Genomic DNA, 13,067 nt, shown 5'->3' with positions numbered 1-13,067 from the left:
AGTATAATAGCACTTGAATTTTTTTGCTTTTCAGTGGCATAGTTCCTACCTCAATAAAATAATATGGATTTTTCATGGCAGAGCTTCTAATTCCCCAATCTTTAAAAAAATACTTAGCTAGCAATGACGTTATTCCTTTAATTGGTGCAGGTGTTTCTATGTCTGTCGAAAACAAAGATGGGAGTAGGGCTTTTCCATCTTGGCCTGAACTACTTAATTTTGCAGCAGAAAGATTGGAAAATGAAGAGTTATTAGATGATAGTCATCTAGTAAAATTGCTTGTGAAGAAAGGAAAGCTCCAACAAGCTGCGCAAGAAGCTCAAGAGCAATTGTCAGGCAGGCGCTGGTATGATTTTATGCAATCCCAATTTGTAATAGATTTCACTCAATTGGACGATAGCTGTAAGGCGTTACCACAGGCAATTTGGCAATTAAGTAACAGGCTTGTAACCTTAAATTATGACAAGGTATTAGAATGGGCACATACAGAATCAGTTAATGTTTGTGCTTTTGATAACGAAAATACAAATCGACTTGCAGAATTTTCACGCAATGGCTCCCAAGAAATGCTTTGGCATTTGCATGGTAAAATCGAAAATCCTAAGCATATGGTGCTTACTCCACAATCATATAATCGGGTATACCAAGAAGATGCTGAAGAACATTATCAGGCTGCGCTTACCAAGTTCAAAGAGCTGTTAAGCAACAAGATTATTCTTTTTATTGGTTGTTCACTTGATGACGCAGAGCTATTGGCTGCAATTGTAAAACAAAATAAATTGTTTGATAATAATACTGGTCCTCATTATGCGCTGGTAAGAGAAAGTGATAAGCAGACAATTGATGCTAAATTGACTGGCATACCAGTTAATACAATTACTTTTAGTGACTTTGGTCAACCGTTAATTGATGCTGTACATCAATTGGTTGAATGCAAAAATCAACAAGAGCAGCAACCAAAAGAATCAATTCAACCACTTAAGGAAGAACCAAATAAGCACGATAAAATTGGTCTATTTACAGCCTCACCTTTAGATAAACCAATAAATGATTCAGATATTGTTGCAAAGCTCAAAAAATTTAAATATCCAATTCATCAACAAGCTTTTACTGAAAGTAACTTAATGGAGGCTGATGATTATTCCATTTTATTTTTATTAGCCAAAACAACGAGTAGTGGGTTGTTGATTGAAGACGACAACGCTTGTAGTGATTACTTAGCAATTGATGAACTAGAAAGTAGCTTACCAATTAATGCTAAAATAACAGTGTTGATCACAGATAAACTATTGAATGAGCAAGAACTAGAACAAGTTAAGTTCCCATTACTGGTTTTTCCTCTGTTAAATCAACAAGGCAAAGATCTTAAACCTCTTGATAAATTAGCGCATCAACTATTTAAAAGGCCGGATGTTAAACACTTCATTGATAAAAGTGATGTTCAATCGGTGCATATTAGCGGTGAGTTAATAGAATCTCTGAAACCAGAAAACCGTCAGCATTGGCATAAGTATCAACCATTACTACCTAAAGGTATTAATACAAGTGAATTGCAAGGCTTTACAGGGCGTTTATCTGATTTAGCGGATATTAGCCAAAAGCTTGCTAAAGCAGCCAACAAACAAAGGTTATTAACAATTAAAGGCAGTGGTGGCTTAGGTAAAACAACAATAGCAAAAAAAGTGGCATTGGAATTAGCGAATCGAGGGCATTTTGATGCAGGTGTGTATTTTATTGATTGTGAACATATCTCAAGTAGCAATCAGCTTGAAATGCACATCGGCAGTGCCTTTAACTTACGTGCCGCTGATGATTTATTTGGTCACTTAGCAAAACATCATGGTCAGCGAGAGTGCTTACTGATTTTTGATAACTTAGAAAGTTTATTGTATTTAAAACAAGCGGATAAAAGCCAAAACAAGCAAGAAGTAGAACAAGTTAGGTTATTGTTATCGCAAACCCTAATGTACGCAAATGTGTTGGTGACCTCAAGAGAAAGTATTAATGCAGAATGGGAAGATGTGTTGCCATTTCGGCAAATGGAGTCTGAAGAAGCGTTAGCATTATTTAATCGCCTAACTAAAAACGGTTATCGCAGTGATAAAGATCAAGAGTTTGCGCGCAGAAAGATTTTAGAGCCACTTCTTAATAATAACCCGTTAGCCATTAAGTTAATTTGTGACGGTATGCCAGCGGGTAAAAACTTAAAAGAGTTAAAGCAAGAGTTAGAAGACGACTTTTTTGATAAAGTAAAAGAAGAAGACTTAACGTTAATGTTTGACGATGAAGTTGATATGAATATTAATCGTCAAGAGTCTCTTTATGTTTCTATTCTTTATTCGTACGGTTCATTGGAGGAACATCAGAAACGTACATTGGAATCCTTCTCGTTATTTCCTGATGGAATAGACCTCGATACTTTTAAACGTATAGTAACTGAAAGTAAAAGGAGAGATAGAAACGAAGAGGCAAATAAATTGAAAAAGCCGATTAGCGATAAAGATATTGCCGTACTTACAAATAAATCATTAGTCGAAGCTAATGGTGGGTTTTATTCATTACAGTCGGTTATTCAACGTTTTGCTCGCTTTCAGTTTGAACAACATACGGCAGAAAAAGATAAGCTTGAATTATTTAAACAAGCGTTTAGTTATAATCAGCAGGTTATGGAGTTTATTTACAATCTCAAAAACACTAATAAAAAGTCGAATCTAATTTTTTCATCCCTTTTTAATAATTTGATAGCCGCGCTCACTTATGGCACTAAGAGCAATGTAATCAGAAGTGAAGATGAAGTAGAAGATTACTTTGAGATGGTTGAACACATTGGTGTTTTTTCAATTATTAGGTTAAATCTAGGTCCTGAATTTTTAGCTGCCTACGAAGCAATTAATATTGAAGGGCTTGTAACAAAAAGTAATGAATTGCAGGTAAGGCAGGTATGGAAACTCATAAAACTTCTAGCGCGCTATTATAACGGAGAGTTTGATGCTGCTTATGAGCAATTAAAATCTTTAATGACAATTGAGTCGTTATCGGCTCTTTCAGGAAAGTATGAGAGAGGTCGAGTACTCGAAAGGATTGTTTACAATATCGCAATGAATCTATATGAGATGGAAGGTTATACACTTGATAGGATTGCCCATAACATAAAGTTGAATTCATATCGGTACGTCACTTTGGGTTCATCGGATGTGCAAGTTGCAATGAATGTTGAACCCTTAATGGGGCTAGTTAATACTGAGTCGAGTTACTACGAGGCACAAGGTTATCTATATGGGGCAATCAATCTAAATCAACTAAATCACTCCATTGATGATTTATATGAAAATCAGCATATGGAAAGGGTGCAGTTAACTTATCTTAAATCTTGTGAAACCTCTGTCAGCTATGAAGCTATAGATAAGTTGGTTAGCGTTAACCCTTATACGCGAGGTTTAAAAAAGTTGATGTATGCTTTTTCATGCGAGCATGAGCAGTCATCTGAGCTAGAACATAATGAGCTGAATGAGAATATAATTCAGTATTACCAATCAGCATTACCAGACTTAAGCCATATTAAGTTTTATTATGTGCAAGCACTTTATTTTTATGCTAAATTTTTACAAAAAGCTGATAGCATAGATTTCGAAACTATATATGAACAAGGGTTAGGGCTAACTAAAAGGCATCATTATCGATATTGGCAACACAGATATTTATTATTAAAACAACCCAATTTAGGACGTTATAAACCAGAAGATTACCCACTACCTAGAAACCTTGATATTTCGTCATTAATTGAAAAGCAAGCTAAGTGGATAAAACAAACTTATGGTACAAGCTTAAATCCATTCAATCAGGGCAACACTGAGTTAAAAGCGCTTCCAAGTTAAATCTTTCAATAGTATTTTTTAGATGGGGGAGTTTTATAACTCTCTGATAAGTTTTAATTAAGCAGTAAAGTAAGCTCAAATTAGATACTAATTAGTGTGACTTAAATTTCAGTCTTATCTTTAAACTCGCACAAGTCTTCGATAATGCAGCTGCCACATTTAGGTTTGCGGGCGGTACACACATAGCGGCCGTGTAGAATCAACCAGTGGTGCACATCAACTTTAAACTCTTTAGGTACTACTTTTTCGAGCTTTTTCTCAACCTCAACTACATTTTTACCCATCGCAAATTTTGTGCGGTTTGAAACGCGGTCGATATGGGTATCTACAGCGATTGTCGGCCAGCCAAAAGCGGTGTTCAGTACGACATTGGCTGTTTTACGGCCCACGCCAGGCAGGGCTTCTAAGGCTTCTCTGTTCTCTGGTACTTCGCTGTTATGTTGATCCACTAATATTTGGCACATTTTATATACGTTAGCGGCTTTTGAATTAAATAAACCAATGGTTTTAATATAATCACGCAGTGCGTCGTGGCCAATATCTAAAATAGCTTGTGGTGTATTAGCAACTGGAAATAGTTTGCGTGTCGCTTTATTCACACCAACATCAGTGGCTTGTGCTGACAGTGTAACGGCAACGAGTAACTCGAATGGGCTTGAATACTCAAGCTCTGTTTCTGGGTTTGGATTATTATCGCGTAAGCGAGTAAGTATTTGATAACGTTTTTCTTTATTCATGCAACTTAAAACGCATTAGCTTTTATTAAGTTAATGCGCTTTCCCCTTAAGTTAAGCTAGTAACACGCGCCCGAGGGCCTTTTTCAGCTTCTGGCGATGTTATTTGTTTTGATTTTATTTGTGCGTCGATAACGTTTTTAGCTGCAATGAGTAAACCTAAACCCAAAAATGCACCGGGTGGTAAAATAGCGAGTAAAAATTGATTATCAAAACTAAACACTTCTATGCGTAAAACGCTAGCCCAAGGGCCTAGCAATAAATCAGCGCCGTCGAATAATGTACCTTGTCCTATGAGTTCACGCATTGCACCTAAAACCACGAGTACAACCATAAAACCGGCCCCCATCATTAACCCATCAAATGCAGATAAGTGCACGGGGTTTTTAGATGCATATGCTTCAGCACGGCCAATAATGGCGCAGTTAGTAACAATTAGGGGAATAAAAATTCCCAGAGATTGATACAGACCAAAGGTGTATGCATTCATTAATAATTGAATAATCGTTACAAATGCGGCAATAATCATTACAAAAACAGGAATACGGATATCTTTTGGTACCCAATTACGTACTGCAGAAATAGTTACATTTGATCCAATGAGTACCATCATGGTTGCAAGTCCAAGACCTAGCGCATTAGTGATGGTAGATGTAACAGCTAACAGTGGGCACAACCCGAGTAACTGCACTAATGCAGGGTTGTTTTTCCACATGCCTTCGTTGATTAACTCTTTATACTGACTCATGCGTCACCTGTATTACATGCATTGGGGGCATCAAATATCATATTAAATTGAGATTGCGAAAATAACACTGCGTCTTTTACAGAGCCTACCACTGCACGTGGTGTAATTGTGGCACCTGTGAACTGATCAAAATTACCGCCATCTTTTTTTACAGCCCAGCGATCATCATTTTCACCTAATACGGTTTTTCCTTCAAAGAGCGTGATCCAAGGCGACTTTTTAAGTTCAATTTTATCGCCAAGACCTGGCGTTTCTTCATGCTTGGTTACACGTACGCCGCCAATAGTGCCGTCTGCGAATACAGAGGTAATCAAATCAATATCACCACTATAACCTCTTGGTGTTACGTGTCGTATTATTAACGCAACAGGTTTGCCTTTCATGCGGGCTCGGTAAATTATTTGTGGGGACTTACCAAGTTGTGGGTCATCAATAAGCACACAGTCTTGATATAATGAATTATCATAAAACTGTGGTTTGAGAACTTCTTGTAGTTGGGTTGATAATTGATTGCGTTCTTGCAGTGCGATGTTATCAGCAGTTAAGTTATAGACTACAGCAACAGCCCCCGTTGTTGCTAACGCAAAGGCTGTCAAAATGGCACCGTTTTTAGTCATTGAGGGTAAAATCATTATTTTTTCACCCCATGCCCGTAGGTCCTAGGTTGTGTGTAGTAGTCTATTAAAGGAACAGCCATATTTAATAATATCACAGCAAAAGCCACTGCATCCGGAAAGCCACCAAAGGTACGAATTAAATAAATTAATAAACCGATAATTGCGCCATATATTAATCGACCTTTATTGGTGGTTGCAGCAGATACGGGATCAGTCGCGATAAAAAATGCAGCAAACATAGTCGCGCCACTAAATAAATGAAAAACAATTCCTGCTTCTGTCCCTGGCGATGCAATGTAACCAATACCACTGCATACAGCAAGTGTTACAATTAAGCTCACAGGAATATGCCAGTTAATGACTTTACTTTTAATAAGGTAAAGACCACCGATTAAAAAACCTAGATTAACCCAACCCCAGCCTTTACCAACCCACTCGTTGAACAAGGGGGATTGCATACTTTCTGACGCGGTTAGACCATGGGCAATATCTGTTTTTACGGTATCAAGCGGGGTAGCCATTGTCATCCCATCGATCCCTACACGCAATTGATCAACACTAAAACCAGTTGCAGTGAAATCAGTGAATATCACCCCCAGTTGCTGACTAAAATCAATTGAATTACCGAGTAAGTCGCTGACTGGTAACCAAGCTGTCATTTGAACAGGAAAGGAAATAAGTAATAATACATAGGCGGCCATTGCGGGATTGAACAAATTAAACCCTAAGCCTCCGTATAGTTGCTTTACTATCACAATCGAAAATAGGCAGCCAATTACAATAATCCACCAAGGCGCAAGTGGTGGAATGCTCAATGCAAGTAGGACACCCGTTAACCAAGCACTGCCATCTTTTAAAGTCTGGAAAATAGGGCGCTTTCGCATTTTCATGATTGTAGCTTCTGCCACACTCACTGTAATAAGCGCAAGTACAAGTTGAATGACTACCCCAGTGCCAAAAAATATAACCTGTGCGATAAAGCCGGGAATACAGGCTGCAATCACCGTGAGCATAAGCTTGTTTAAAGACTTATGGCTATGGTTGTGGGGCGAGCTGGCCATGGTTAATTTCATGACTTATCACTTCCTTCTTGTTGGTTCTTTTTAGCTTTTGCTCGTGCAATAGCTTTTGCTACAGCGGCTTTCTTTTTATCTTCAGCACTGAGCGGCGCACTTTCTTTGGCTTGTTCAGGCTCAGAACTGACAGTCACCTCATCTGAGCTTTTGGTTACATCTGCCTTAGCTGCTTTTTTAGCTTTTGCACGGGCAATAGCTGCGGCAACAGCTGCCTTCTTTTTATCTTCATCGCTGTGCAAAGCATTCTCTTGCGGTTGCTCAGGTTCAGAAACCACAGATACCTCATTTAGTTCTTCAACTTTATCTGCCTTAGCGGCTTTTTTAGCTTTAGCCCGCGCAATGGCAGCAGCAACGGCCGCTTTTTTATCATCAACAGGGGGTTGCTCTGTTGGCGACTGTTCGTCAGCTTTAGCGGCTTTTTTAGCTTTAGCACGCGCAATAGCAGCCGCAACGGCCGCTTTTTTATCATCAGCAGGGGATTGCTCTGTTGGCGATTCTTCGTCAGCTTTAGCGGCTTTTTTGGCTTTAGCACGCGCAATGGCAGCAGCAACGGCCGCTTTTTTATCATCAGCAGGGGATTGCTCTGTTGGCGATTCTTCGTCATCTTTAGCGGCTTTTTTGGCTTTAGCACGCGCAATGGCAGCAGCAACGGCCGCTTTTTTATCATCAACAGGGACTTGCTCTGTTACCGGTTCTTCGTCAGCTTTAGCGGCTTTTTTGGCTTTAGCACGCGCAATAGCAGCCGCGACGGCTGACTTTTTATCGTCAGCGGTTTCATCTGTGCTCGAACCGGCTTCTTTTTGTGCTTTGTAAGCACGCGCTTGTTCTTTTCGCGCAGCACGCTCTTTTGCTACTTCACTGTTATCTGGTTCAAGTTCACCTGAGTTCTTTTTCGCTTTAGCACGAGCTATAGCTGCAGCTACTGCTGATTTATTATCAGATTTTTCATCTGAGCTTTTAACTCGCGCAAGCGCATCGGCTACTTTTTGTTTTTCGTCGGCAGATTTGGCTGCAGGCTTGCGTTTATGACGATTTTGCCTTGCTTCTTGTTCGCGTTCTAAACGCTCTTTTCTTAGCTCAAAGCGCTCTTTAGCTCTTTCGGCTTTAATTTTTTCGGCTTGCTGTTCTTTTATTTCAACTTTCGCGACACGATAATATTGAACCAAAGGTATTTCACTTGGGCACACATAGGCACATGCGCCACATTCAATACAATCGAATAGATTGTATTCTTTTAATTTGTCATATTCTTTAGATTTGGCAAACCATTGTAACTGTTGAGGTAGTAACGAAGCTGGGCATGCATCAGCACACGCACTACAGCGAATACACGCTTGCTCAGGGCCCGGCTCTGCAAGTTCGTCATGATCAGGTGCTAAAATACAGTTGGTTGTCTTAATAACCCCAATGCGCACAGTGGGTAAGGTAAAGCCCATCATGGGGCCGCCCATTACAACACGCTGTTGTGGTACTGGTGAAAAGCCTTGGCAGTCGAGCAAATGTTTAATCTCTGTGCCAAGTAATGCCCAAACATTACCAGCATTGTGGATAGTATTGCCTGTTACAGTTACCACACGTTCGATTAAAGGTTTACCTTCTAAAACAGCTTGCTCGATTGCGTATAAGGTGCCCACATTATGAACAAGTACGCCAATATCAGCAGGGATCCCAGCACTGGGCACTTCTTTATCGGTCAATAATTGGATTAACTGTTTTTCACCGCCTGAGGGATACACAGTCGGCACCGTTTGCACAATAATAGTGTCATCATGCTTGGCGGCCTGTTGCATTGCCTCAATTGCTTCAGGTTTATTATCTTCTATACCGATAATGGTTAAAGTAGGTGATAGCAGTTGTTGCATTATTTTAATGCCGGTTACTATTTTATCGGCATGTTCACGCATCAGAACATCGTCGGCAGTGATGTAGGGTTCGCATTCAACGGCGTTAACAATCAAAAACTCAATGGGCTTTCGACTATCCGCCTTTATGTAGGTTGGAAAGCCTGCGCCACCCATGCCCGAAATACCACTGTTGTGAATAATATCAATTAACTCGTCATGCGCTAGGTCAGCAAAAGCGATGTGAGGAGTAAGTTCACACCAATTATCATGTCCATCAGGGGCAATAATAATGCTTAATTCCGGCAGCGCAGAAGGGTGTGCAGATGGCATTTGGCAGATATCGGTGATAACACCGGATGTAGGCGCATGAACCGGTACCGACCAGTTTGCTACAGGCTTGGTAAGTGCTTGCCCTTTTAGTACGGTTTGGCCTTTTTCAACAATAAGTTGGCCATTAGCGCCAATATGTTGTTTAAGTGGAACAACAAGTTTATCTGGCAGTGGTAATCGAGTGATTGGGCTTGCATTAGATAGCCCTTTTTGACCAGGTGGATGAATCCCCCCGGGAAATGGCCACACTTTACCTTGTTTGATCTGTTGAATTAACTTTTCCATGTGCGACCTCAATCTATTTGCGTAACAGGGATTGCATCTAACTGCCATTTCCACGTTTGTTTTGTGGTCTCAACAGGCAGCATATCAATACAATCAACTGGACAAGGTTCAACACATAAGTCACAGCCAGTACATTCATCTATCAGTACGGTGTGCATTTGTCTTGTTGCGCCAACAATGGCGTCAACAGGGCAGGCTTGAATACATTTAGTACAGCCAATGCATTCATCTTCTCGAATATAAGCGACGGTCTTGACAGGCTCAGCTTGCTCTCCGCCTGCCAGTGGTTTGGCTTCAACGCCCATTAAATCAGCCAACTTCTTAACAGTAGCTTCACCGCCAGGAGGGCATTTATTTATTTCGTCACCATTGGCAATCGCTTCAGCATAAGGGCGACAACCAGGGTAACCACACTGACCACATTGAGTTTGCGGTAAAATGGTATCGATTTGTTCAACGATAGGACTACCTTGCACGCGAAAACGAACTGCGGCAAAGCCTAAAATTAAACCAAAAATAAGTGCTAGCGAACCAAGCGCTAGTAATGCATAAAACAAGGTCATGTTAAAACTTCACTAATCCGGTAAAACCCATAAAGGCCATCGACATAAGGCCTGCGGTGATCATCGCTATTGATGCACCTTTGAAAGGAGCGGGGACGTCTGCGGCGGCTAGGCGCTCCCTAAGGGCTGCGAATAAAACAAGAACTAAAGAAAAGCCCACGGCAGCACCAAATCCATACACTGCTGATTGAAGAAATGAGTGATCTTCTTTTATATTTAATAGGGCAACACCAAGCACTGCGCAATTGGTGGTTATTAATGGTAAAAATATACCTAATAATCTATATAAAGTAGGGCTTGTTTTTTTAACAACCATTTCGGTAAATTGCACCACAACAGCAATGACTAAGATAAAGCTCATAGTGCGCAAAAAAGTTATGTCTAGGGGGATCAAAATATATTGATTGACTAAATAACTTGTCACAGAGGCGAGTGTAAGTACAAAGGTTGTAGCCAGCGACATGCCAATAGCAGTATCTAATTTACTAGATACTCCCATAAAAGGGCATAAACCTAAAAACTGTACTAAAACAAAGTTGTTAACCAGCACGGTGCCAATCAACAGCAAGACATATTCTGTCATATTCGCCTCAAGCTATAATAATCGCGGACATTATCCTTTTTTCTCACTGGTTTAACAACACATCACAGGGAAAAAAGCTGCTTTTGTAACACTCAGAGTAATACGTATTGATTAAAATAAATGATTAATTTTGGAAGAGTCTTAGGAGCTGTAAATTAAAAGGCGCTGTGTGCGCCTTTTAATTGGTAGTAAGGTGTTTAAATATCTTTTGGCTTTTCGATGTAATAGCCTTGCACACCATCTAAGCAAAGAGTTTCAACGATGTGTTTTTCTTCTTGGCTTTCAATGCCTTCAGCAAACACACTAACGCCAATCCGGTGAGCTAAATCGACCATCAAGCGCATGAAGTATTGGTTATTTTTATCTTCTTCTAGACCGCGCGTGTAACTTGCATCCATTTTGATAAAATCTGGTTTTAAATCACGGAAGAACTTAAATGAGGTCAAGCCTACGCCAAAGCGTTCTACGGTGATTCTAGCACCTACGCGGTGTACCATATCAATAAAGCGTTTACTGGCTTTAATATTTTGTTGTAGGCCAAACTCACTGACTTCAAACACCAGTTTCGAAGCGATGTTTGTATCTTTTAGCAAGCGTCGCTCAAGCCAAATTACAAATTGGTCATTGTGCGCGCTTGATGCTGTAACATTGATACCAAAATACTTCTCTGAAAAGTTTCGGCTTTTAATTTTTTCTAACGAGGTATCTATAATCAAGCGATCAATTTCTATTGCCATATCAAGCTTTTCAGCCATGGCTAAAAATGAAGCGGTCGGAAGCACTTGGCCTTCTTGAGTTTTAAAGCGTACTTGTATTTCTGCATAGGCTTTTGCACTTTTGCCTATCGGCATAATGTTTTGCATGACCAAGTGTACGCGTTTTTCTTCGATGACTTCGTTAATCACTTTACGCCAGTTTTGATTACCAAATCCTGCGCTTACATTATTAATTAAGTCAGTTTCACGTTGAACGTGCCACGCATTGGCTTGTTTTGACTGTGCCATGCTCATTGCGTTATCAACGACTGAGAGCAGCTCACCCAGCGGCTTACCTTTTTCATAGCCAACAATACCGGTATTTGCTACTGAACTGAGTTCTTGATTTTGTTGATATTGCGTAAATCGCGACTGCAGATTATCACCGAATCGTTCAGATTCTTTTAACGGTATATTAGGTAATACGACGGCGAAGTCAGAGCTATTTAATCGAAAAACCTTACTGGCTGTGTAAGTGCCGCTAATATGTTTAATAATATCAGCAACCGCTTTTACGTATTCATCACCCTTTTGGTAACCACGAGTCTGGTTAATAATTTGCAGTTCACTACAGCGAACCATCGCTAAAGAGCCAAATGTGCTTTTATCACTGCTTTCTATATTTTTTTCGTAATATTCAACGAACATGTTCCTGTTACCAAGGTCGGTTACAGTATCTTTGTACGCTTCTTGTTTTATTGAATGCGCAGCATTTTGAATATCATCATGCTTACTTTGTAAAAAGTGAGATAACCGATTAAAGCTTGGCACAAGATCTGAGGCTAGCTTTTTAATTTTGCTGCTATCAATGGCAGTATCTAGGCTGTCGTTTACTTGATTTTGATTTATATATACATCAACGACATCAGCAACAGTCATGCTTATATTTCTATTAAGCCTTTTTAGCATCGCTTTCATGAAGATGACCGGGATAATTGCCATTACACCTGAGACCAAAATCACAATAAAAAAAGCGTGTTGAAGTAAATGCGCTAAATTGCTTGCATTGACAGTAAACTCAACTTTTATATCAGACGCATTGTTAACTGCAAACTGTGGCCTTACTGAGTTGAATGTAGAATTCACCATCGCTGCAAAAGCTGGCAATGGAGTAGGGGACTGAATATTGACTATTTCTTTCCCATCATAGTCACGTAATATGAACGTTGAAAAGACTTTTCCATCTATTAAAGCTTTTTGGATTTTTGATGAAGAAAAATCATCCAGAGTTTGTTCGTTTATATAAGTACTGATTACGTTTTGAGCTGCTTTTTGCTTTTCGCTTACTGCACTATTAAAAGCAGCTGCAACAAAGTAACCGCCAATGCTGGCAAATAGTAACCAAGAAATGAGTTGTATAAATATGAGTTTTTTAAAACCAGCCATGATTTAGTCTTTCATTCGTTCAAAAGGGAAGGAATCAAATCCTTGATTTATCAGTGTACTTTTTCAATTACTACCGTAATTAAAAATAATTACATTTGATTGGATTAGAGTAGAGGAAATACTAAGAAAAGTCTAATTGATTCGTTAAGTTGGCTCCCCCTCCCCGACTCGAACGGGGGACCTGCGGATTAACAGTCCGTCGCTCTAACCAACTGAGCTAAGGGGGAACTACAATAACTTATTATATGATTTGGCTCCCCCTCCCCGACTC

The 13,067-nt window shown here is 39.8% G+C and carries 9 protein-coding genes and 1 tRNA gene; 1 reads left to right on the top strand and 9 read right to left on the bottom strand.

Annotation, left to right across the window (positions count from 1 at the left end):
* The first annotated feature begins 74 nt into the window (after nucleotides 1-74).
* On the top strand, nucleotides 75-3,875 hold the full coding sequence (locus C7Y70_RS10915) for an SIR2 family protein (RefSeq protein ID WP_135474949.1): 3,801 nt from the start codon (nucleotides 75-77) through the stop codon (nucleotides 3,873-3,875).
* 101 nt (nucleotides 3,876-3,976) lie between these two features.
* Here C7Y70_RS10915 and nth read toward each other — a convergent pair whose 3' ends face one another.
* From nth to C7Y70_RS10870, 9 genes are all read right to left on the bottom strand, one after another.
* Entirely contained in the window at nucleotides 3,977-4,612 is a 636-nt protein-coding gene (nth, locus tag C7Y70_RS10910) for an endonuclease III (protein ID WP_135474948.1), read from the bottom strand.
* Nucleotides 4,613-4,658: 46 nt separating this feature from the next.
* Nucleotides 4,659-5,357 (bottom strand): electron transport complex subunit E, encoded by a 699-nt coding sequence (locus C7Y70_RS10905; protein WP_099295829.1) that lies wholly within the window; start codon nucleotides 5,355-5,357, stop codon nucleotides 4,659-4,661.
* Nucleotides 5,354-5,989: an electron transport complex subunit RsxG gene (gene rsxG, locus C7Y70_RS10900; RefSeq protein ID WP_099295828.1), complete on the bottom strand. Its 636-nt coding sequence runs from the start codon at nucleotides 5,987-5,989 to the stop codon at nucleotides 5,354-5,356. Before rsxG ends, C7Y70_RS10905 begins: the two co-directional genes overlap by 4 nt.
* Nucleotides 5,989-7,047 (bottom strand): electron transport complex subunit RsxD, encoded by a 1,059-nt coding sequence (gene rsxD, locus C7Y70_RS10895; protein ID WP_135474947.1) that lies wholly within the window; start codon nucleotides 7,045-7,047, stop codon nucleotides 5,989-5,991. Before rsxD ends, rsxG begins: the two co-directional genes overlap by 1 nt.
* Nucleotides 7,044-9,509 (bottom strand): electron transport complex subunit RsxC, encoded by a 2,466-nt coding sequence (gene rsxC / locus C7Y70_RS10890; protein WP_135474946.1) that lies wholly within the window; start codon nucleotides 9,507-9,509, stop codon nucleotides 7,044-7,046. Before rsxC ends, rsxD begins: the two co-directional genes overlap by 4 nt.
* A gap of 8 nt (nucleotides 9,510-9,517) precedes the next feature.
* Nucleotides 9,518-10,072: an electron transport complex subunit RsxB gene (rsxB, locus tag C7Y70_RS10885; protein WP_099295825.1), complete on the bottom strand. Its 555-nt coding sequence runs from the start codon at nucleotides 10,070-10,072 to the stop codon at nucleotides 9,518-9,520.
* 1 nt (nucleotide 10,073) lies between these two features.
* Nucleotides 10,074-10,655: an electron transport complex subunit RsxA gene (gene rsxA, locus C7Y70_RS10880; RefSeq protein WP_099295824.1), complete on the bottom strand. Its 582-nt coding sequence runs from the start codon at nucleotides 10,653-10,655 to the stop codon at nucleotides 10,074-10,076.
* A 197-nt stretch (nucleotides 10,656-10,852) separates the two neighbouring features.
* Nucleotides 10,853-12,796: a GGDEF domain-containing protein gene (locus C7Y70_RS10875; protein ID WP_135474945.1), complete on the bottom strand. Its 1,944-nt coding sequence runs from the start codon at nucleotides 12,794-12,796 to the stop codon at nucleotides 10,853-10,855.
* A 150-nt stretch (nucleotides 12,797-12,946) separates the two neighbouring features.
* A tRNA-Asn gene (locus C7Y70_RS10870) sits at nucleotides 12,947-13,023 on the bottom strand.
* Nucleotides 13,024-13,067 lie beyond the last annotated feature (44 nt).

It is taken from the genome of Pseudoalteromonas sp. KS88, assembly GCF_004766475.1.
Taxonomy (GTDB): Bacteria; Pseudomonadota; Gammaproteobacteria; order Enterobacterales; family Alteromonadaceae; genus Pseudoalteromonas.
This window is presented reverse-complemented; position numbering and strand designations above follow the sequence as displayed.

Bases quoted from the DNA above. Each gene is read 5' to 3' on its own strand.
- C7Y70_RS10875 (WP_135474945.1), bottom strand. From the start codon at position 12,796: ATGGCTGGTTTTAAAAAACTCATATTTATACAACTCATTTCTTGGTTA.
- rsxD (WP_135474947.1), bottom strand. From the start codon at position 7,047: ATGAAATTAACCATGGCCAGCTCGCCCCACAACCATAGCCATAAGTCT.
- rsxB (WP_099295825.1), bottom strand. From the start codon at position 10,072: ATGACCTTGTTTTATGCATTACTAGCGCTTGGTTCGCTAGCACTTATT.
- C7Y70_RS10915 (WP_135474949.1), top strand. From the start codon at position 75: ATGGCAGAGCTTCTAATTCCCCAATCTTTAAAAAAATACTTAGCTAGC.
- rsxG (WP_099295828.1), bottom strand. From the start codon at position 5,989: ATGATTTTACCCTCAATGACTAAAAACGGTGCCATTTTGACAGCCTTT.
- rsxA (WP_099295824.1), bottom strand. From the start codon at position 10,655: ATGACAGAATATGTCTTGCTGTTGATTGGCACCGTGCTGGTTAACAAC.
- C7Y70_RS10905 (WP_099295829.1), bottom strand. From the start codon at position 5,357: ATGAGTCAGTATAAAGAGTTAATCAACGAAGGCATGTGGAAAAACAAC.
- rsxC (WP_135474946.1), bottom strand. From the start codon at position 9,509: ATGGAAAAGTTAATTCAACAGATCAAACAAGGTAAAGTGTGGCCATTT.
- nth (WP_135474948.1), bottom strand. From the start codon at position 4,612: ATGAATAAAGAAAAACGTTATCAAATACTTACTCGCTTACGCGATAAT.